Annotated in this window: 25 protein-coding genes and 1 pseudogene; 16 read left to right on the top strand and 10 right to left on the bottom strand. The window is 39.0% G+C overall.

Annotated features, from left to right (window positions below):
• Window positions 1–45: 45 nt before the first annotated feature.
• The 3 genes from CYJ36_RS20820 to CYJ36_RS20810 all read right to left on the bottom strand — a co-directional run bounded on the left by CYJ36_RS20820 (window position 46) and on the right by CYJ36_RS20810 (window position 3,798).
• Window positions 46–447: a thiol-disulfide oxidoreductase DCC family protein gene (locus CYJ36_RS20820; protein ID WP_101569176.1), complete on the bottom strand. Its 402-nt coding sequence runs from the start codon at window positions 445–447 to the stop codon at window positions 46–48.
• A 61-nt stretch (window positions 448–508) separates the two neighbouring features.
• Window positions 509–2,380 (bottom strand): transglycosylase domain-containing protein, encoded by a 1,872-nt coding sequence (locus tag CYJ36_RS20815; RefSeq protein WP_180850515.1) that lies wholly within the window; start codon window positions 2,378–2,380, stop codon window positions 509–511.
• A gap of 146 nt (window positions 2,381–2,526) precedes the next feature.
• Window positions 2,527–3,798 carry an MFS transporter gene (locus tag CYJ36_RS20810; protein WP_374702843.1) on the bottom strand — a complete coding sequence of 424 codons (1,272 nt, stop codon included), beginning with the start codon at window positions 3,796–3,798 and terminating at the stop codon, window positions 2,527–2,529.
• Between the two features lie 143 nt (window positions 3,799–3,941).
• Here CYJ36_RS20810 and kapD point away from each other — a divergent pair, with 143 nt between their 5' ends.
• Window positions 3,942–4,562, top strand: coding sequence for a 3'-5' exonuclease KapD (gene kapD / locus CYJ36_RS20805; RefSeq protein WP_180850519.1), 621 nt, complete (start codon window positions 3,942–3,944; stop codon window positions 4,560–4,562).
• Between the two features lie 104 nt (window positions 4,563–4,666).
• On the opposite strand, the gene CYJ36_RS20800 is transcribed toward kapD, so the two are convergent.
• Window positions 4,667–5,059: a kinase-associated lipoprotein B gene (locus CYJ36_RS20800; RefSeq protein ID WP_101569172.1), complete on the bottom strand. Its 393-nt coding sequence runs from the start codon at window positions 5,057–5,059 to the stop codon at window positions 4,667–4,669.
• Between the two features lie 373 nt (window positions 5,060–5,432).
• Here CYJ36_RS20800 and CYJ36_RS20795 point away from each other — a divergent pair, with 373 nt between their 5' ends.
• Window positions 5,433–5,642, top strand: coding sequence for a hypothetical protein (locus CYJ36_RS20795; RefSeq protein ID WP_308315387.1), 210 nt, complete (start codon window positions 5,433–5,435; stop codon window positions 5,640–5,642).
• A gap of 182 nt (window positions 5,643–5,824) precedes the next feature.
• Window positions 5,825–6,394 carry a superoxide dismutase family protein gene (locus CYJ36_RS20790; protein ID WP_101569196.1) on the top strand — a complete coding sequence of 190 codons (570 nt, stop codon included), beginning with the start codon at window positions 5,825–5,827 and terminating at the stop codon, window positions 6,392–6,394.
• Between the two features lie 255 nt (window positions 6,395–6,649).
• Here the strand turns inward: CYJ36_RS20790 and CYJ36_RS20785 are convergent, their stop codons facing one another.
• The 3 genes and pseudogenes from CYJ36_RS20785 to CYJ36_RS20775 all read right to left on the bottom strand — a co-directional run bounded on the left by CYJ36_RS20785 (window position 6,650) and on the right by CYJ36_RS20775 (window position 7,941).
• Entirely contained in the window at window positions 6,650–6,979 is a 330-nt protein-coding gene (locus CYJ36_RS20785; RefSeq protein WP_101569170.1) for a hypothetical protein, read from the bottom strand.
• Window positions 6,980–7,210: 231 nt separating this feature from the next.
• Window positions 7,211–7,427 (bottom strand): annotated as a pseudogene (locus CYJ36_RS20780) (histidine kinase dimerization/phospho-acceptor domain-containing protein); the annotation flags it as partial.
• A gap of 139 nt (window positions 7,428–7,566) precedes the next feature.
• Window positions 7,567–7,941 carry a LytS/YhcK type 5TM receptor domain-containing protein gene (locus CYJ36_RS20775; RefSeq protein ID WP_101569169.1) on the bottom strand — a complete coding sequence of 125 codons (375 nt, stop codon included), beginning with the start codon at window positions 7,939–7,941 and terminating at the stop codon, window positions 7,567–7,569.
• Window positions 7,942–8,083: 142 nt separating this feature from the next.
• Between CYJ36_RS20775 and CYJ36_RS20770 the strand changes: the two genes are divergently transcribed.
• The 3 genes from CYJ36_RS20770 to CYJ36_RS20760 are packed head-to-tail and all read left to right on the top strand — an operon-like array spanning window position 8,084 to window position 8,846.
• Complete coding sequence (locus tag CYJ36_RS20770; protein WP_101569168.1) at window positions 8,084–8,377, top strand: hypothetical protein; 294 nt, start codon at window positions 8,084–8,086, stop codon at window positions 8,375–8,377.
• Entirely contained in the window at window positions 8,278–8,607 is a 330-nt protein-coding gene (locus tag CYJ36_RS24945; RefSeq protein ID WP_101569195.1) for a GNAT family N-acetyltransferase, read from the top strand. The genes CYJ36_RS20770 and CYJ36_RS24945 overlap by 100 nt, the downstream gene beginning before the upstream one ends.
• On the top strand, window positions 8,604–8,846 hold the full coding sequence (locus CYJ36_RS20760) for a hypothetical protein (protein WP_101569167.1): 243 nt from the start codon (window positions 8,604–8,606) through the stop codon (window positions 8,844–8,846). The genes CYJ36_RS24945 and CYJ36_RS20760 overlap by 4 nt, the downstream gene beginning before the upstream one ends.
• A 130-nt stretch (window positions 8,847–8,976) precedes the next feature.
• Here CYJ36_RS20760 and CYJ36_RS20755 read toward each other — a convergent pair whose 3' ends face one another.
• Window positions 8,977–10,146: a MalY/PatB family protein gene (locus CYJ36_RS20755; protein WP_101569166.1), complete on the bottom strand. Its 1,170-nt coding sequence runs from the start codon at window positions 10,144–10,146 to the stop codon at window positions 8,977–8,979.
• A gap of 95 nt (window positions 10,147–10,241) precedes the next feature.
• Between CYJ36_RS20755 and CYJ36_RS20750 the strand changes: the two genes are divergently transcribed.
• A complete protein-coding gene (locus CYJ36_RS20750; protein ID WP_101569194.1) occupies window positions 10,242–10,496 on the top strand; it encodes a DUF1871 family protein in 255 nt (84 codons plus the stop codon).
• Window positions 10,497–10,539: 43 nt separating this feature from the next.
• Here CYJ36_RS20750 and CYJ36_RS20745 read toward each other — a convergent pair whose 3' ends face one another.
• Window positions 10,540–11,367 carry an alpha/beta fold hydrolase gene (locus CYJ36_RS20745; RefSeq protein WP_101569165.1) on the bottom strand — a complete coding sequence of 276 codons (828 nt, stop codon included), beginning with the start codon at window positions 11,365–11,367 and terminating at the stop codon, window positions 10,540–10,542.
• Between the two features lie 240 nt (window positions 11,368–11,607).
• Here CYJ36_RS20745 and CYJ36_RS20740 point away from each other — a divergent pair, with 240 nt between their 5' ends.
• The 7 genes from CYJ36_RS20740 (at window position 11,608) to yugI (ending at window position 16,930) form a co-directional block, all read left to right on the top strand.
• A complete protein-coding gene (locus CYJ36_RS20740) occupies window positions 11,608–12,108 on the top strand; it encodes an Lrp/AsnC family transcriptional regulator (RefSeq protein ID WP_101569164.1) in 501 nt (166 codons plus the stop codon).
• A complete protein-coding gene (locus tag CYJ36_RS20735; RefSeq protein WP_101569163.1) occupies window positions 12,105–13,274 on the top strand; it encodes an aminotransferase in 1,170 nt (389 codons plus the stop codon). The genes CYJ36_RS20740 and CYJ36_RS20735 overlap by 4 nt, the downstream gene beginning before the upstream one ends.
• 220 nt (window positions 13,275–13,494) lie before the next feature.
• Entirely contained in the window at window positions 13,495–14,052 is a 558-nt protein-coding gene (locus tag CYJ36_RS20730) for an RNA polymerase sigma factor (protein ID WP_101569162.1), read from the top strand.
• Window positions 14,045–15,688: a hypothetical protein gene (locus CYJ36_RS20725; protein WP_101569161.1), complete on the top strand. Its 1,644-nt coding sequence runs from the start codon at window positions 14,045–14,047 to the stop codon at window positions 15,686–15,688. The genes CYJ36_RS20730 and CYJ36_RS20725 overlap by 8 nt, the downstream gene beginning before the upstream one ends.
• Before the next feature lie 167 nt (window positions 15,689–15,855).
• On the top strand, window positions 15,856–16,137 hold the full coding sequence (locus CYJ36_RS24690; RefSeq protein ID WP_308315385.1) for a GNAT family N-acetyltransferase: 282 nt from the start codon (window positions 15,856–15,858) through the stop codon (window positions 16,135–16,137).
• Entirely contained in the window at window positions 16,121–16,453 is a 333-nt protein-coding gene (locus CYJ36_RS24685; RefSeq protein WP_308315384.1) for a GNAT family N-acetyltransferase, read from the top strand. Before CYJ36_RS24690 ends, CYJ36_RS24685 begins: the two co-directional genes overlap by 17 nt.
• 78 nt (window positions 16,454–16,531) lie before the next feature.
• Window positions 16,532–16,930 carry a S1 domain-containing post-transcriptional regulator GSP13 gene (yugI, locus tag CYJ36_RS20715; RefSeq protein ID WP_101569160.1) on the top strand — a complete coding sequence of 133 codons (399 nt, stop codon included), beginning with the start codon at window positions 16,532–16,534 and terminating at the stop codon, window positions 16,928–16,930.
• A gap of 380 nt (window positions 16,931–17,310) precedes the next feature.
• Here yugI and CYJ36_RS20710 read toward each other — a convergent pair whose 3' ends face one another.
• A complete protein-coding gene (locus CYJ36_RS20710) occupies window positions 17,311–17,544 on the bottom strand; it encodes a DUF378 domain-containing protein (RefSeq protein WP_101569159.1) in 234 nt (77 codons plus the stop codon).
• A gap of 153 nt (window positions 17,545–17,697) precedes the next feature.
• Between CYJ36_RS20710 and CYJ36_RS20705 the strand changes: the two genes are divergently transcribed.
• Both CYJ36_RS20705 and CYJ36_RS20700 read left to right on the top strand, forming a co-directional pair.
• The gene (locus CYJ36_RS20705) at window positions 17,698–18,861 is read left to right on the top strand and encodes an iron-containing alcohol dehydrogenase (RefSeq protein WP_101569158.1); all 1,164 of its coding nucleotides are present in this window, start codon (window positions 17,698–17,700) and stop codon (window positions 18,859–18,861) included.
• 141 nt (window positions 18,862–19,002) lie between these two features.
• A complete protein-coding gene (locus tag CYJ36_RS20700; RefSeq protein WP_101569157.1) occupies window positions 19,003–20,355 on the top strand; it encodes a glucose-6-phosphate isomerase in 1,353 nt (450 codons plus the stop codon).
• Window positions 20,356–20,473: the final 118 nt, after the last annotated feature.

Here is a 20,473-nt window from a genome sequence, read left to right as displayed (position 1 = left end):
ACAGTCGCCAAAATTAGATAGATTCCCCTGCATCAAGCCCGTATTTTAGGACAAAAATCGTTCTCTTACTTCAGGAGAAGGCAGCGAACAAGCATCCTTTCTGCCGAACCATTTGTATCTATTTTTAGCAAGAATGCTGTAACCAAAATCCCGGATGGGACGGGGAATCGCAAGTAGAATAAAAGTAAGCTGAAAGGTGCCTCCCAGTTCTTTTAAAACGTGCAAAGCAGCTGTTGATTTTGTATATATCCTGTCATTTTTAACATATACAAAGCTATCAAAGTCCTGCTGCGGAAGGCGATGGCGGGCCAGCAGCCTTTGGCCTGCATCAGATTGGAGGGAAGCAAATTTGAATACAGCTTTTTTATCATGTTTGATGACAAATTGTACAGTGCGATCGCAAAAATTACAGACACCATCGAATAAAAGGATATTTCCGTTTGCCATAATTTCACCCACTCTAATTAAAAGCTATAGTGTATATTTTCCACGAACAACCAAAATAAAACTAGTAATTCTTCGTAATGTCACGCCATATGAGCTGCTGGGGCGCAGATTTTGAAAGTCCGCTGACATTGCCTCCTTGATCTTTTCCAATCCAGACACCCGCTGCATAACGTTCTGTTAAGCCGATAAACCATAAATCTTTGTAGTCGTTTGTTGTTCCCGATTTGCCGCCGATATAGGATGCGGAATGTTTTGCTTTCGTTCCAGTTCCGCTCTTTACAACAGCAGAAAGGAGCTTTCTCATTTCATTGTTGGTTGTGTTTTTCCAGACTCTGACCGGCTCATCTTTCCATTCATATAATGTTTTTCCTTTTAAATCAGTCACTTTGATAATTGCATGGCTTTTATGAAAAACGCCATCATTTGCAAATGCAGAATAGGCTTCCGTGAGCTCAAAAGGTGAAAAGCCATTTGTAAATCCTCCAATTGCTGAGGGCAGCCGATAATCATCTGCTGTAATTGATCGAAAGCGGAAAGGTGTTAAATAAGAGTATCCCTTTTCAATGCCAACTTCATCAAGCATTCTGACAGCTGGAGTATTGTAAGATTTTTTAAAAGCCGTTTCAAGCGTCACATTGCCATAGACTTTTTCATCATAATTATCAGGACAATAGTCTTTTTTGCAAAAAGGCTTTGCACTGATAATAGATGAAGCTGAGGCATTTTTCACATCAATATAAGGAACATAATCGAGCAAAGGCTTGATGGCTGATCCTGGCTGGCGATAAGCTTGATATGCCCGATTGAAATCGAATTTTTGGTAATTATGTCCCCCGTACAAGGCGGTAATTTTATGAGTTTGATGATCAATAACTACACTTGCTCCCTGAATGGAAGCATCCTTCAAATGATTTTTGAAGGCATCTGCAGTCCTTGTCTGCATTTCAGGGTCAAGAGCCGTATGAATTCTGACTCCTCGGCTGACAACCTCCTGCACTCTGTTTTTCAGTTCTGTTTCAATAGCAGCCTCTTCTTCTTTTCCGGCATTTGCTGATCTTTTTGTATAGCCCTCTTTTTCACCTATCAGCCTTTTGATCTCGTCGTGAACATAGGTGACATAATCAGGATACCTGTCAGTCCGATGCTGAAGGTTAAGACGGATATTCTCTCCCATCGCCTGGCTGTATTGTTCTTGATTTATGTAATCATGTTCTAATAGATTTTTTAAAAGGAGCTCCTGCCGCTTCTTTGTATTTTCAAAGTGTTTGACTGGATCGTATAAGCTTGGGTTGTTTGGTATGGCACTGATAAAAGCAATTTGAGCAAGCGTCAGCTTATCTAATGGCTTGCTGAAGTAATAATTGCTTGCCATCTGCACTCCATAAACCCCGTTATGAAAGTAAACAGCGTTTAAATAGCCTTCAAGAATTTCTTCTTTGGAAAAGTTTTTTTCAATGTGATAAGAATACAGAAGCTCACTCAGCTTCCGGTTATAAGACTTTTCATGTGATAAAAAAACATTGCGGGCAAGCTGCTGTGTAATCGTGCTTCCGCCTTGTTCAATTGATTGATTTTTTGCATTCACGATGACCGCTCGTGTCATCCCTGCAGGATCAAATCCTATATGCTCAAAGAATTTCTGGTCTTCTGAAACAATGAAAATCGTTTTTACTGCTTCGGGAATTTGGTCGAAAGGCATAATTACCCGATTTTCCTGGTTCGTTACAATTTCTGACACGACGGCGCCGTTTTGGTCAACGATAAAACTATTTTGCACAATAGGAATCTCTTTTATAGGAATCTTTTCTTCTAATACTGTTGAGACTGCTTTTACATTTTTCACTTCATTGCCCGAAATCATAAATAGATAGATAAGAACAGGGGCCATGGTTATAAGACAAATCCAGCCAATAATTGAACGCACTGTTGTCACTCGCTTTTTTAGATATTATTATTCATCTAATAGTACCATCTGATGGAATAAGATAGAAGATATTTCCTAAGAGATGGCCAAATCAAAAGCGATGCAAATAAAGGCAGGCCATAAAAAAACCGCGCTTCTAAAAGAAGGCCGCGGTTTTAACTGGCTTTTGCCATAGAACTCTCTTTATGCTGCAGGCTTTTCCATAATAGAATGGCACTGCATAAGAACAATCCGGCTGTTACATAAAACACTGCAGAAATACCGAAGCTGCCTGCAACCATTCCTCCAAGAACGGGTCCTATGACATTTCCGAGGAACCTAAAGCTTACATTATAGCCCAAAACTTCACCCTGCATCGCTACAGGTGCGGTTTGTCTGATGAAAGCAGTAATGCAGGGGATAATTCCCCCAATGGCCATGCCGAATAGAAACCGAAAAATCACCAGCTGCCACAGTGTTTGGACAAGTGCCTGGGGAATAAAGCAAAAGACAGAGGCAATCAAAAGTCCGATTAAGACTTTTTCATGACCAATCCGGTCACCAAGAGCCCCCCATCTCCTTGAAGCAATTAAATTGCCTGCCCCTGTTGCAGAAAAAGCAATCCCTGAGAAGAATGCCAAATTGACGGGCCCATGAAGTTCCTTCACATATAAAGCAAGCAGAGGCTGAATACTGAAATTCCCAATTTGAACAAGCAAAGTCAAGAACATGATAGTTAATAAAAGAGGAGATTTAAAAATATGCTTCAAAACCTGTATTCTCGTGTATGACTTCTTCTTATCTTCTTTTGTTCTAAGAGGTGCTTCCTTAATGCCAAAGGCAACAAGGAGGACAGATATGTATATAACTCCCGCTGTAATAAAGAATGTATACGTAAAACCAAACTGATCAGCAAGAAGACCTCCAAGCAGCGGTCCGAATAAACCTCCCGATACGGTTCCCATTTGAAGGGTGCCCAATGTGCGCCCTGCCACTTCTTTCCTAGTCTGCGCTGAAATTAATGCCAGTGAGGTTGGAATGAAACCGGTAACGGCTCCCATAATGAGGCGAAGAAAGAACAGCTCGAAGACTGATTGGACAAATCCCATCAGAAGGATGCTTGTTGCAATGCCGGTTCCTGTGATCAGCAAGATTTTTTTATAGCCATACTTATCACCGAATCTGCCCCAAAGAGGAGAAACGAGAAAAGCCATTAGAAAAGCAATGCCAAATACATATCCTGCCCATCTGCGGACATAATCATCTGAATAATCACCAAATGTGCTCAAGTACAAGGACAAAAAGGGCATAATCATTGTTGCGCTGGCGGCAACAAAAAAATTGGCCGTCCACATGATCAAAAAATTTCGTTTCTGAATAGAAATAGAAACACCTTCTTTGTGAAAATCCCAGCAATATATTTCGTGTTCCTTAATATTATAAATCATACCTTTCGGTTTTAGAAATAAAATTGAGCAATATTCATTATTTTTAGAAAAATGAAGCTATATTCTGCAGTTTGGTGATATAATGGTAATAAAAAGGAAATTGCCTTTTTTGAACATAATAAGTGGAAAGGAGGGCTCGTATGATTGATCAGCACCAATTAATATTCATTGATTTTGAATTCACAATGCCGGAAGGAAAAGCAAACCCGCGTGGATTTTATCCGGAAATAATCGAAGTAGGAATCGTCTCCATTATCAACCAAACCGCTCAAAAACAATTTTCCTCCTATGTAAAGCCAGTTCAGTTTCCCTTTTTATCCAATCGCTGCAAATCATTTCTTCACATCACTCAGGCACAGGTTAACTCAGGCATTTCTTTTCAGGAATTGAACAGGATTTTGAAGGAATATGGAAATCATCCAAAAACGACAGTTGTCACTTGGGGTAATATGGACATGAAGGTACTCCGGCAAAACTGCCAGAAAAATAATGAAGATTTCCCGTTTAACGGAAAGTTCAGAGATTTATCAATGGAGTACAAGAAGTTTTTTGGAGACAGAAATCAAACCGGCCTATGGAAAGCTGTTGAGGAATACGGTAAAAAAGGAACAGGCAGGCATCATTGTGCACTAGATGATGCGCTGACCACCTACAATATCTACAACTTAGTCGAAAATGACAAAAGGTACTTGCAAAAACCCACTCCAACGACAATTGGAGACCGAATTGATTTTTCAAAAGTATTGAGCAAATTTGCTACGTAAAGCCAAATCACCTACCACGTGATTTGGCTTATTAAATTAGGTTTTTCAGGATACAATGCTGTATTCAATTGTTATTTAATAGAAAAGAACACGAAAAACAACAATCAAGTAAATGATTTAAAGTAATCTTCTTTTAGCAGCTGGATCTTTTCTAACGACATTTTCGCCCAAGGTCTATCGTCTTCCTTGAGCTCATTCTCAAGTGCTGCAACAGCAGAACTTAATGAATCTAAGTAGGATGGAATACTGCCCTCATATTTATGAACCATTCCTTTAGGGACGTTCGTTTGTTCATTTTGAGCCAGAGCTCTTCTTTCATGAAAAAGCGGCACGTCTGCATCCTTTGGCATATGCAAATCTCCTTGAAGCGGGTGCTTTACGACAGCCATAACCTTTACTAGATAATGCTGCGGACGAACATTGGTTATCTCTCCAATGTATTTTCCGGTTTTGTAGATGCCTGTCACGATTTCACCGATTTTTAGGTCTTCTCTCATTTTTATGCCCCCTGTTTTAGATTGGTGCAAATCCCCATTTTATTTTCAAGTTATTGGATGTATAAAATTTTTTTGCTTATATGTTCTTATTGAGAACGATTCTTCCTGCGCTGACCAAAGCGCTTCCGCTTTTCTAAAGAGATACGAAAGCATAAAATTTTCGTATTGCTGGAGAGTTCGATCGTCCAACTCCTCCGACAGAACAAATTTTCATGAAAAGTCAAAACCGGACTTTTCTGCCGGATTCTTATCCGTCATGCCTGCGCTAAACGGGAATTCGCTTTTCTTATTATATCAAAGCAAAGCGAATTTTTTGTGACAAGAGTAGAGGTTCTTCAGAAAACTTGATATAGTTAATGGATAAAGGTAAGGAGTGATCGTTTTGTTAAACGCTTTCATATTTGGCCTGTTTCTCTATTTCCCTGAAGATAAATCCGAATACCTTCCAGCCGGAATTACGATGTTCATTTTCTTTTTGGCTGCTGTGGCGGCATTTATGCTGATAAAAAAAGTTTCTAAAAAAGAGCAGATAAAAGCAGAGGAATTTGAGAAAAATTTAAAACTCACTCATAAAAATAAGTAGGCTCTTATTAAAACATTGTTGCTTTACAATCGTTTTTGAAAATCACGAAACCCTAAAAATAAACGTGATAAGTATAGTTGGAGATCCAGCAGTATTGTATGCGATGCAATATCTATTTTCCTCTGTATAAAAAAGAAAAAGTATGCCGAAAATGGTATAAGCACATTTTTATGGAGGAAACGATGAAAATACAAATAGTTCCAGCTGTCATATTCCTGTCTTTCTTGAGCGGCTGCATGGAAGAGGCACCGACTAAACTAGATGTTGAAATGTATAATGCAAATGGGGACTCTCTTGGTACAGTAAAAATCTCCGAGCAAACAAAAGGCGTGAAAATGGAATTGGTGCTTGAAGGTCTTCCGCCTGGTGAGCACGGCTTACATATTCATGAAAACGCAAAATGTGAAGGTCCTGAGTTTAAAAGTGCAGGCAACCATTTTAATCCTGACGAAAAGCAGCACGGGCTTCTTCATCCAGAGGGATCACATGCAGGTGATCTCCAAAATTTGATAGCTGATGAAAATGGACTCGCTGAAGCTGAACTTGCTGCACCAACTGTAACATTAAAAAAAGATGCAAAAAACTCTTTATTAATGAAGGATGGCACTACCTTAATCATTACCGAACAAAAGGATGACGGTATGTCCCAGCCATCAGGAGATTCCGGAGCACGCATCGCCTGCGGTGAAATCACGGAAAAAGAAGGTAAGCGTTCTGATAAGAATGAAGTGAAACCTGCTGATGAAAAGTGAGAACCACGCATTCTTTGAGTGTGTGGTTTTTGAATATAGGATTATTTCATTCAATTGATTTGTATTTGCAGCGTATTGATGAAGGACAAAGGATTCCCATCATGAATGGCAAATCCTGATCATTGTTTGCTGTTTGTGAATATACAATTACAAAAGGAACAACCTTTCAAATCAGAAATCCTATTCCAAATGCGAATGGATTGTTTCTAATGAAAAATGATGCAGACATAAAAAAACGGCCAACCTTGGCCGTTTTTACTTTATGTCTGCAATTTGATTACAGTCTGCCTTTACTTTTGAGAGAGGCAGTCCAAAAAACGTGTAAAACTGAACAGTGGTTTCATAACATTTTTGATTAGAGTCTTCGAGTTCTTTAACGCTAAGTACATGTTCGTTAAGAGAAAGTGCCCGCTGAAAAGAATTAAAATGAAGCGCTTGGATTGTGTCAATGGCAAGATCAGCTTCTTGCTGCATTTTCTCGTTAGGAATAGCTTGCGCACCATCACCCATTTGCTTCGGTATAAAGAAAGCCGCGGTTAATAAGCATAAGGTTAGCAGAAGAATCAGCATGAATCGGTTTCTCAAATATACCACCTCCTCATATACTTTTCGTCTGGTCACTAGTGTTAGTTTATTACGGAATTTGCAGGAACATTCGAACTATTCGGCTTCAGAATAGATAGGCAGTGATACAGTGACGGTTGTTCCCTGATTAACCTCGCTTTGAAAGCGAATGATTCCCTGATGCTGTTCAATTATGGAAAAAGTTACAGTCTATCCTAATCCAGTACCCGTTTCTTTTAATGTAAAATAAGATTGCTGTTTTGCTGAATTTATATAATCGGCAATAATTTCCTGAGCGCGACCCGAGCTCTGATAATACTAATTCGAAGTAGTCCTTATTTTTATGTTCTTTGTCTTCAGCTTCCTGTCTCATCAGCTGAATAAAGCCTCTTACAACAGTTAGCGGATTGCGGACTTCATGGGCAACACTTGCAGCAAGCTCACTAACGATAGAAAGCTTTTCATTTTTGATAAGGCTGTATTTGCATTGATTGTTACTAAAATGAAGGTATTGCGGTTACTCAATATGAATGGTGTCCATCGAAGATATCCAGTTAAGTACACAGCGGCGTATGCAACTGCTGTTTTAACATTTGCAATCAGTATTATTAGCATGATTTTTCGCCGTTTGTAATAAGAAGGCCACTTTCTATGTAAATAGAAAGTAAAATCATATAAATAGGAATTGTCAGCAGACTAAGCATTACCCAGTATCCGCCTGTATAGAACCGATAGATAAACACTTTGATAATGACAAGGGCACCAGAGATGGGTCCTCCATTTAAAGTACTGATTATAATAGGAATAGTGAGAAGATCCAAGCTTATATCATCCACAATGTGGAGAGGGTAAGTCATGCAAAGAATAGCCGAAGATGCACAAAGTAAATAAATCAGCGCCTTTTTTGGGCTTTGCGGGTTATTAAAAGGTCTGCTTAGCCATGCCATTTGATAAATAAAAATCGGTAAAAGAATAAGTGTCATATGAAGAATTCATTCTTTAATAGATTCTATTGGCATGGTTAATGGATTCGTCACCTTTACAATAATCTGAAATCATTATATCATTAAAAAATTCAATATACTTGAAATTATTTCATTTTTTGTCAAATGATGAGCTGAATAAATGACACGCTTAATAAAACCTCATATCCGTTATGCAAAAGATATATTTGACATGACCAGCAAAGAAGAAGTAGTAAAGTACTTAACATTTCGGAACAAAAGAATTGAAGATGTGTTTACGTTTCTGAATATCATGCAAAAAGAGGAGCAATTAGGAGAAACACGCTGCCGGTTCATCCTCGATGAAAAGGAACGATTTATCGGCACCACTACTCTTTCAAATATCTCATTATCGAAACCTGGATCGACCGGGAATATTGGGGAAAGGGCTATAATTCCAAATCGAAAAAGCTGATTCTTACTGATGCATTTGAGAACCTAGGCCTTGAAAAAGTATTTATTGGAGCAGATCGGGAAAATATCAGATCAAGAAAAGCGCAGGAGAAACTTGGGTATGTCACTTTTGATGTACATGAACAGTACCCAGATGAACATGCACTGCTTGAGAAAAAGCAAGGTTCGCCAGTAGTACTTAATGTCATATATAAGCATGATTTTTTAAGGTGTTTAGAAGCTGTTAAATGAAAGCTGTTTTCGCATTGATTGTTGTTTTTGGTTATTCATTGTACCCCTGGATTTCCGCTGCAGGCACTTGCTTTCCGCGGGGATGGATGGGAGCTTCCTCGGCTATGCCTGCGGGGTCTCCCATTCCTCTCTATTTCCCGCAAGAGTCAAGTGCCTTCCTCTACAATCCATTAAAGGTTTTAACTATTTTTTCTAAAAGCAACAAACTTTCCGAAAAGAGCCTAAATAAACAAGGGTGATATCTATTCTATATGTCCAATAAACTTGGAAAAGTGTCTATAAAGAAAGTGTCTGTTAAAAGCATATGCAGCGAAAAAAATATATCAAAACAAATAGCGGTGGTTATGAACACCGCTATTTGTGTCATTCTCATGAAAATGCTTTTTCCAGCCTGTTCAGCCCTTCAAGTACCATTGAACGGGGACAGCCGATATTCATCCGGACAAATCCTTCTCCGCCTGGACCGTATTTGCTGCCTTCTTCAAGAGCAAGCTTGCCTTTTTCAAGCAGCGCATGTTTGATTTCAGCATCTGTTTTTAAAAGGTTTCTGCAGTCAATCCATACTAAATAAGTTGATTCAGGCTTCATCACTTTTAGATTAGGCAATTTTTCAGAAATGAAGGAAATAACAGTGTTCACATTTTCTTCTAAGTACCCTACTAAATTCTCAAGCCAAGGAGCACCGTATGTGTATGCAGCCTCCAGTCCTGTAATACCAAACGTATTTAGTGTGAAAAAGCCTTGTCTTTTTTGGAAATCTTCATATTTGGTCCTGAGCTCTTTATTCGGAATGATAATGGCAGATGATTGCAAACCTGCAAGATTAAATGTTTTACTGGGGGCCATGCATGTAATGGAATGATCGGCCAGCTCTTTAGAAATCGATGCCAAAGGTACGTGCTTATGGCCGTACAGCATTAAATCAGAATGAATTTCATCTGAGACCACGATCACATGATGTTCTGCACATAATTCTCCCAGTTTTTTCAGTTCATCCATTGTCCATGCTCTTCCGCCAGGATTATGAGGATTGCATAAAAGCATTAATTTTACACGAGGATCTGAAAGCTTTTTTTCAAGGTCAGCAAAATCAATTTCGTACTTTCCATTTAAAAGCTTTAATTGATTATTAACGATTGTACGATTGTTTTTTTCGGTCATTTCAAAAAAAGGATGATAAACAGGCGACTGAATGATTACACTGTCTCCTGGCTCAGTTAATGACTGTATGGACATACTGAGAGCAGTCACAATACCTGAACTGAAAAGAATGGATTCCTGCGTAATATCCCAGTCGTGACGTGTTTTCATCCATGTTTGTACAGCTTTTTTCGCTCCTGCACCTGCAGAAGTATATCCATAGACTCCATGTGATGCACGCTTCTCAAGTGCTTCAATGACTTCAGGCGGTGCTTTAAAATCCATATCTGCTACCCACATTGGAAGAACGTCCTTGATGCCGAATATTTCCTCAGTATAATCCCATTTTACGGATTGAGTATTGTATCTGTCTGTTGTCTGATCAAAAGGATTCAACATTTTTCACCTCTCTGAAGATATATCATACTTTTCTTTTATCATATCTATGATAAAATAGCTATGCAAATGAAATGGATAGGTGATATAAAGTGGAAATGAAAGAAGCTAATGAACAAATGCTTGAAATTTTATATCAATGGGATCCGCTCGGCTACGGTGATGAAGCTTACGAAACAGAAGTATTCGATGTTTTGCAGGCTGTTCACGTTTCAGATGAGCCCTCCCATTTATCAAGAAAAATTCAGGCTATATATGAATTCTCTTTTGAAGAAATCGTTCCATTAAAAGAATGTGAAAAAATAGCATTTCAACTGCTTCTCATAAAAAATAATGCAGCTTGTGAACGATAATTCATCGTTCTAAGCTGCATTTTTTTATTTGTTTCTAAATACCTTATATGCAAAATTCAAATATTCTTTCTGAAACAATATCCGGGCGCTCTTCAGGCACCAAATGCCCTGTGTTTTGCAAAGAAAAAAAATGAGAATTCCGCAAATCTTTGTTCATTCTTTCGCCAATTTGTACAGGAACAACTTTATCTTCCTGCCCCCAAATAAGCAGGCTTGGCGTTTCAATTTTTCTTAAATCCTCTGCAGATAAGTCTCCTTCGCGATCACGAATCATCCTTGATAGGGCCATGAAAATTCGGTCGTCATAAAACGGCTGTATATAGCCATCCATCATTTCTTGGTCAATTAATGATCGATCGTGGACAACATTGCATAGGTTTTTCCAAACACCTTGCCGGCTCATAATGTGTTTAATACATAGGTAGAAGTATGGTACATACGAGCCGAAAATAAGGGATGGATGAGATCTTTTCATATAGCCTGAACTGCATAAAAGAACCACTTTCTTAAACATTTCAGGCATTTCTTTTGCAGCATACAAGGAAATTTGTCCGCCCATTGAGTGCCCTACAAGAAGGGCGTTATCCACATGAAGATTTTTCAATAGCTCAATGACGATCTTTGCCATATTGCGGTATGAGTAAACAAATGCAATTGATTTCTCTGACTGCCCAAAAGGCGGGAGGTCAATCGCAATAATGCGGTACTCATTTCTTAAAAATGGAATTAACCGCCGATAGCTGAATGTAGAAGAAAGAAATCCGTGAATTAATACCATCGTTGGTTTTCCAGGATTCTCATAGAGCTCATAATGAACATGAATGCCTTGTATTTTCATTTTGAATGCTTGTTTATTATCCAAAGTCACCATAGTCATTCACTCCAACATTTTTTCTGGATTAATCTATACAACATATATTCGCATAAGCTGACAAAAACTGACGGTAATCAGCAAATTTGTCATGGAGTTTTTAATATTTTAACCTGCAAATTGAAATTCACTCATGAAAAATCTACCCGTTTAATAATGAAAAAAAACAAATGAAAGCATGCCTGCCGATAAGATTCATGCTATAATTATCAGAACATTCTTGATAGGGAGGACGATATGATGAAGCTGTCTCAAAAGGAAACGGAAATATTGGAGCTGCTGGAGGAAAACAGCAGGCTGACTCCTCTTGCCATTGCAAAAATGGTGCAGCTGACTGAGGAAGAAACGATTGAATCGATTAAGCGTCTTGAGGAATTGAAGGTTATAATTGATTATTCTACAACCGTAAACTGGCGTAAAGTCGATGGTCACGAAGGGGTAACAGCGATGATTGATGTAAAAGTTGCTCCGAAAAGAGGCACAGGCTTTGATGCAATTGCAGAACGGATCTACCGATTTAAAGAGGTAAAGTCAGTTTATCTCATGTCAGGAGCGTACGACTTGTCCGTTGTAATTGAAGGAAGATCGATGTCAGAAGTCGCTCATTTTGTATCAGATAAGCTATCTACACTTGATTCCGTTCTTTCGACAACGACACATTTCATTTTGAAAAAATATAAACATGATGGCAAAATTTTTGAACAAGATGATGAGGATCGACGAATTGTGGTGTCTCCATGACAGTAAAATCACGTTTTTTATCGAATACAGTTACACAATTGAAGCCTTCCGGCATCCGCAAGTTCTTTGATCTTGCGGCTAGCATGGAAGGTGTTATTTCGCTTGGAGTTGGAGAACCTGACTTTGTGACATCTTGGAGTGTAAGAGAAGCCTGTATTCTATCATTGGAGCAGGGCTTTACTTCATATACGGCGAATGCCGGTCTAAAGGAACTTCGTGTTGAAATTGTCCAGTATTTACATAAGAAATTTAACACAGCTTATAGGTATGAAGACGAAATTATTGTCACTGTGGGAGCAAGCCAAGCTTTGGATATTGCTTTAAGAGCCATTACAAATCCCGGTGACGAAGTGCTGATTCCAGAGCCATGCTTCGTATCATATGGACCATTAGTATCTCTAGCGGGAGGTTTGGCGGTGCCGCTTCATACGAAGGCAGAGGACCAATTTAAGCTGCTGCCTGATCAAATTGAAGCCGCCATAACCGATCAGACAAAAGCTTTGTTATTATGCTCTCCAAGCAATCCAACGGGTGCTGTTTTAAATAAGACCGAGCTTGAAGAAATTGCAAAAGTAGCTGAAAAACACGATTTACTCATTTTAGCTGATGAGATTTACGCAGAACTTACATATGAGGAAGCATATACAAGTTTTCCAAGCTTAGCCGGCATGCGTAAACGAACGATTCTGATTTCAGGGTTTTCAAAAGGCTTTGCCATGACTGGCTGGCGTCTTGGGTTTATTGCTGCTCCAGCAGAGTTATCACAGGCCATGCTGAAGATCCATCAGTATTCCATGATGTGCGCGCCTACAATGGCCCAGTATGGGGCGATAGAAGCGTTGAAGAACGGACAGCAGGATGTTGAACATATGAAGAAAAGCTATCGGCAGAGAAGAAATTATTTCGTTGATTCCTTAAACGAAATTGGACTGCCGTGTCATCTGCCTGGAGGAGCGTTTTATGCGTTTCCTTCGATTGCTAATACAGGCCTAAGTTCAGAAGAGTTCGCAGAAAGGCTGTTGCTTGAACAAAAGGTAGCAGTTGTGCCAGGACATGTATTTGGACAGAGCGGAGAGGGCTTTATCAGATGCTCTTATGCTTCTTCGTTAGAACAGCTTCAAGAGGCTTTGAGAAGAATCGCTGTTTTTATGAAAAATTTCCAATAAAAAAATGGACAAAACCGACGGGGTTTTGTCCAATCAACAAAAGGGGGGAATACTAGAAAGCTTTTACGCTAATATTATTCCCCTTTTTTTGTATGTTAAACCATCTTTTATATTTTTTTCCTCTTTTATTTCTGCGTATATACTCTTGTGATTTTTTTCCTAGGAATGAAACAAACTGTTCTTATCTCTCGTTTCACAGATGTCATAAGGAGGGCAGAACATGAATGATGATGAGTTAGTTTTAAAAGCCAAAAAAGGGAATATGAATGCTTTTCAGCTGCTGGTTGAGAAGTATACTCCTGTTGTTGAAAAGTTTGCTTATCAGCTTGGCAACAGGCGTGATGATATAGATGATATTACACAGGAAGTATTTATTCGCGTTTACCGTTTTCTCGATCAGTTTTCAAAAGCAAAGTTCTCAACATGGCTTTATAAAATAACCCTTAACGTTACAAGAGATGCAGCAAGAAAACGCATGTCAAATATGCAAAAGGTATTTAAAATCCAAAATGAGCCTCATTACGACTATCCTGAGGTTGAGTCTCATGTCCTGCAAAATGAAGAAGACAGGTCGCTTCATCTTTGCCTGCAAAAACTTGATGAAAAATACAGAGTTCCAATTGTCCTCTATTTTTTTCATGAGATGAAATATGAGGAAATTGCTGAAATTATGTCAATCACATTATCTACCGTGAAAACAAGAATTTTAAGAGGGAAATCCATGCTTAAAAAAATCTTGGAGGAGCACGAGAAGAAAGAAGGTGAAACGCATGGATGATCAAATTTTTGAACAAAGACTATCGAACTTGAAAAAATCATATGAACAGCTTCCAGCTCACTCATCTTCTGAAAAAATTATTGAACGAATTAAAATAGAAGAAAAAAAGAAGCGGAACTTTTTTTCATCTCAGTATTTATATGCAGCAAGCTTTATTGGTGTCTTAATCATTGCCGGTTTGCTCGGCACTCAGCTTTTAATGCAAAACCAGTCTGGAAATGGCGGGACAGGTGAACAGCCTCCAGCAGCAGCAGAACCGCCTTCAAATAAAGAAATTGAGGCAAGGCATCAGGAAATTAGTAAGTTATATGAAGAGAAATTGAGTGACTTTGATGAAGCCGTCAGCATAGCAGATGTTGATCAATATGTATTCGTCCAGGAAGCAAAGAAAGCTGTTGATGATTTTGAGAATCGCAAAACCTATAACTCAAAGCAAGAGCTTGAAAATTACTACAAAACAGTGAAGCATACAGTAGAGCAAAAACTATCTGTCCCAAGTGAGGAACTTGCCAATCTGCGTGCAAAAGTCAAAGAAGGGCAGCAAATTAAAGATGAAGAAATCATTAGTTTGCTTGAAAAGCAGCGAGTGATGCATGAATATTACTTTGAAAAATGGCTTACCGTATCCGAAAATCTGCAGTATACAGATGTGTTTGCTTTTACAGAAGAATTGAATACTGCTGGTACAAAGGATCCGGATGCAGGTCCGATCGTAAAAGAAATAAGAGACAGCGGCTATCGTTTTTATCATGAAGGAGAAGGAATGATTAATTTTCAGCCTGACCTTGCTTTATTGCAGAAAGAATTAAAATTTAGTGAGCAAATGCTGAAATATTTTGAAGTCGAAAATCAAGCGAAGGTAACGGCTGATGCTGCCGTAAGTATTACGCCGCAAGAGCTGGCAGAACGGACCGTTGCTCTTGAAGATTTTATAAATCAAAATCCAAACTTTAAATATAGTGAAAAACTGAAGGAACGTTATGAATTTTGGCTGTTTTTACTTTTGAAAGGACTAACTAATACTCCTGCAATCGATGAGGAGAATCGTTTGAAAGAAGAATGGAAACTTGCATTACAATCTGTAATGGAAAAAAATCCTAATAGTCAAACGGCTGCTGTCGTAACAGAGTTTTACAATAAATTAAAAGAAAAAAACTTCACGTTTGATTCTAGAGAACAATATGAGCAATACGAGGTGGCTGCTCCTGAAAGCTTATCACCTGCGGTTTCTTATAAGAGAGGGAGAGATTTTATTGTTCTTCCGCTTCCTGACAAAATTCACGATGCTTACCTTGCATTCAAAGAGAATGGAGACACAGAGGCTCTGGATGCCTTGCAGTCTGTCGAAGTTCTTCGCCTCTACATCTATACAGTAGTAAAGGGAGATGCAGATTCAGCATATGAGCTTCTTGATAAAGGAGAAGGAACTCCTTCAAAAGAAGAGTTTGCTGAAGAAATCGAGAGGAAAGCATCTGAGTATAAAACGATTTCAAACAGAACCTATAAGGTTCACGAGGAGTATAGTGCGCAAGGTGATAAGGCAACATTTGAATTGATTTTTAATGACGGATCATCAGTCATATATGAAGTAAAAATAGATCCTGAAGATTACTTCACAAGGGTTGTTTATCCATAAAGCAGCTTAACTATTGAAACCTTAGATTGGTTGATACGTTCGTGAAATAATCCGTTGATAATTTTAATGAATGGTTTATAAAAGTTCCAGTGAAGCATGTGCCATATCAAGCTAATGAACCGGGCGGTTATAGCCCGGTCTTTCTTATTCAGAAGGGAAGATATCTTATGCTGATTAAAGCAGGACAGCTTTCAGTTCGAAAATTAGAAACAAGAGACCGTCACTTATTAGCCAAATGGCTGACAGATCCAAAAGTGCTTGAATTTTATGAAGGCAGGGACAATCCGTTTAATTTGCAAAGAGTTCATGAGAAATTTTACGATCGTGATAACGGGGTACACCGGAATGTCATAGTGTATGAAGGAAGCCGGATCGGTTATATTCAATTTTACGACATCAGTGATAAAGAACGTCGGCTGTATGGTTATGAAGATGAAATCGTTGCCTGAGATGGACCAGTTTATAGGGGAACATGATTATTGGAACAGAGGAATCGGTCAGCTGCTCGTTTACACAATGTCTGAATATTTATTAGAATCAGCAGATTTAGTGGTAATGGATCCTCTTCTGTTAAACGAGCGTGCGATTCACTGTTATGAGAAAAGCGGATTTACAAAGAAAAGGTTGATGCCAAAACATCTCCATCATGAAGGAGAATATCGCGACTGTTTACTTCTGGAAAAAGGGAAAATAAATTTATTTCATTCTCCTTCAATAGAGAAGGCACAATACTTGACAGATCCGATGAGGAAAAAACTTCTTTGAAAAAAACACGAATATATGATATAGTTTTAAATTGCGTATATTAAACGAGAAAAATACAACTTATATAGGAGTGTTACCATGAGCACAAAATACGAAACAGGTTCTGTTCACACAGGCAAAGTAACAGGAATCCAGCGCTACGGAGCGTTTGTAGCATTAGATGAATCAACACAAGGTCTAGTTCACATTTCTGAGATAGCACACGGATTTGTTAAAGATATCAACGAGCAATTAAAAGTTGGCGACGAAGTTCAAGTAAAAGTTCTTTCAGTTGACGAGCAAGCTGGAAAAATCAGCCTCTCTATCCGCGCAACTCAAGAAGCACCAGCACAAACAGAAGCTCCTAAAAAGCCTAAAAAGCGTCAAGCTACTGTGAAAGCAACTCCAGCTTACTCAAACGAAACTCCACAAGGTTTCAACACTCTAAAAGAAAAGTTAGAAGAGTGGATCGAGCAATCTAAACAAACAAACAAATAAGTCGTGACTTTTTAGAAGAATGCATCCTTTTTGGGTGGATTCTTTTTTATTTGCTCATTTCGTAAAGATTGTTGCTTTTAGAAAAAATGCTGTAAATCCTAGTGAATTGTAGCGGAAGGCACTTGACTCCTGCGGGAAATAGAGGGAAATGGGAGACCCCACCCTCCCCGCGGAAAGCCTGCAGCGGAAAGGAACGGGTAACATTGATAACCAATAACAACAATCAATGCGAAAACATCCTTTTATTTGTTCATGTAGCAGAAAAAATGTAAGTTTGGCCGATAAACTTCAGGTTTGGGCCCGATAAAAGGGGAGGCTTACACCCAATTAAAAAGCAAAAAAATAAACACCGGACAGAATCCGGTGCCTTCATTATAAATCTATCTCGCTTCAGGTCTTGGTTCGTCGCGTGCGATTTCAGCTGCTGGCTTAAATAGAAGGGCAAGATTGATTAAACCGGCGATTCCAACAAGTCCATAGATTATTCTTGATAATGCGGAATCCTGACCGCCAAAAATAGCAGCTACTAAATCAAATTGGAAGAAGCCGATTAAACCCCAGTTTATCGCTCCGATAATAGTAAGTACAAGTGCAATGCGTTGAACAGCGCTCATGCTTTAACCTCCTTAGATGATGAGACTTCACTAATAGATTGCGAAGTAATGCTGAAATTATTCATTCAAGAAGAAAAAGTTTGCTGAGAGCTCATTCCTTGCAAAATGAAATGAAAAAAGGTCATACTTACTTTATAAAAGGAGGCGATGATTGTGGAAAATTTTACATACCATAATCCTACTAAATTAATTTTTGGTAAAGGACAGCTTGAACAGCTCCAAACAGAAGTTCCGAAATACGGAAAAAATGTTTTGCTTGTGTATGGGGGCGGAAGCATCAAACGCAATGGCCTATATGATCAAGTGCTTGCACAACTGGATGAAATTGGTGCAAATGTGTTTGAACTTGCAGGTGTAGAACCAAATCCAAGGTTATCAACTGTTCAGCGCGGAGTAAATCTTTCTAAAAGCGAAAACATCGACTTTCTATTAGCTGTAGGCGGAGGAAGTGTCATTGATTGTACGAAGGCAATTGCTGCCGGTGCAAAATATGACGGAGACACTTGGGATATTGTAACAAAAAAACATTTTCCAACAGAGGCACTTCCATTTGGAACGGTCTTAACGTTAGCTGCAACAGGTTCCGAAATGAATGCTGGCTCCGTTATTACAAATTGGGAAACGCAAGAAAAATACGGATGGGGCAGTCCTTTAACATTCCCTAAATTCTCGATTCTGGATCCCGTTAACACATTTACAGTTCCGCAGGATCAAACCGTATATGGAATAGTGGATATGATGTCACATGTATTTGAACAGTATTTCCATCATACTAAAAATACACCGCTTCAAGATCGTTTTTGTGAAGCAACTCTAAAAACAGTAATCGAAACAGCTCCTAAGCTGATTAATGACTTAGAAAATTACGAGCTTCGTGAAACCATTCTTTACTCAGGAACAATTGCCTTAAATGGTTCTCTGCAAATGGGTTATCGCGGCGACTGGGCAACTCATAATATTGAACATGCTGTTTCTGCAGTTTATGATATTCCGCATGCAGGCGGTCTTGCCATCTTGTTCCCTAACTGGATGAGACATACACTGGATGAGAATGTGAACCGTTTCAAACAGATTGCTGTCCGCGTATTCAATGTAGATCCAGAAGGAAAATCAGACCGTGATACAGCTTTAGAAGGAATTGATAAGCTAAGCGAGTTCTGGAGCAGCATCGGAGCGCCTAACCGTCTTGCCGATTATGATATTACGGATGAAAAGCTCGATTTGATAGCTGATAAAGCGATGTCTAATGGAGAATTCGGCAACTTTAAAAAACTTAACAAAGAAGACGTTCTAGCTATTTTAAGAGCATCTCTTTAAGTAGAACAGCACCCTGGTTTTTCAGGGTGTTTTCCTTTTTATAAATTGGATGCGTTTACATTTTAAGGCTTGCTTGATTTACCATCTTAGTTTGGTTAAAGTGAAAGAGGATAAAAATTTTACATTGATGGAGGAAATGAAATGACTCATGTTCGTTTTGATTATTCTAAAGCGTTGTCATTTTTTGGTGAACACGAACTTACATATTTGCGCGATTTCGTAAAAGTGGCGCATCATTCAATTCATGAAAAAACAGGTGCAGGAAGCGATTATTTAGGATGGGTGGATCTTCCTTCTGCATACGATAAAGAAGAATTCGCACGCATTCAAAAAAGCGCAGAAAAAATCAAATCAGATTCTGACGTTCTTTTAGTTGTTGGAATTGGCGGATCGTATCTTGGAGCTCGTGCTGCTCTTGAAATGCTTAATCATTCATTCTACAATGCCCTTTCAAAGGAACAGCGCAAAACACCGCAAATCATATTTGTTGGGAACAATATCAGCTCAACTTACATGAAAGACTTAATGGATTTAATTGAAGGAAAAGATTTTTCAATCAATGTCATTTCCAAGTCCGGTACAACAACAGAGCCTGCACTTGCTTTCCGCATTTTCCGCAAGCTTCTTGAAGAAAAATACGGAAAAGCTGAAGCGAAAACACGCATTTATGCTACGACGGACAAAGCACGCGGTGCATTAAAAACGCTGGCGACAGAAGAAGGATACGAATCTTTCATAATTCCTGATGATGTTGGCGGACGTTATTCCGTTTTAACAGCGGTTGGCTTACTTCCAATCGCTGCTGCAGGAGCTGACATTGAGGAAATGATGAAGGGCGCAGCTGCTGCAATGGAGGATTTTGCAACTTCTGAGCTTGAAGACAATGCTGCTTACCAATATGCTGCTGTACGAAATGCATTATACAATCGCGGAAAAACAATTGAAATGCTGATCAACTATGAGCCAGGACTTCAATATTTTTCAGAATGGTGGAAGCAGTTATTTGGAGAAAGTGAAGGGAAAGATCAAAAAGGTATTTTCCCAGCTTCGGCAAATTTCTCGACAGACCTTCACTCAATGGGTCAGTACGTACAAGAAGGACGCCGTGACTTATTTGAAACAGTATTAACTGTAGAGAAGCCTCGTCATGAGCTAACAATCGAAGCAGAAGCGAACGATTTGGACGGATTGAATTATTTAGCCGGAGAAACCGTTGACTTCGTAAACAAAAAAGCATTCCAAGGTACAATGCTTGCCCATACAGATGGAGGAGTACCGAACTTAATCGTAAATCTTCCTGAGATGAACGAGTACACATTCGGATACCTTGTTTATTTCTTTGAAAAAGCATGTGCGATGAGCGGATACTTGCTGGGCGTCAACCCATTTGACCAGCCAGGTGTAGAAGCATATAAAGTAAACATGTTTGCGCTGCTTGGCAAACCTGGCTTTGAAGAAGTGAAAGCGAAGCTAGAGAAACGCTTAGAGGAATAAGGGTTTACGCCTCTTTCATTAGTATAAATTTATAAGTAATTTGTATAGTTCTCGGGGTATAAAAAACTTGACTGACCGCATTTTGACCACATTCCTTGCTAAAATGTGGTTGAGTCGG

The sequence above is a fragment of the Bacillus sp. UMB0893 genome (assembly GCF_002858905.1).
Classification (GTDB): Bacteria; Bacillota; Bacilli; order Bacillales; family Bacillaceae; genus Bacillus_P.
The sequence above is the reverse complement of the archived record's forward strand: the minus strand, read 5'-3'. Positions and strand labels throughout refer to the sequence as shown.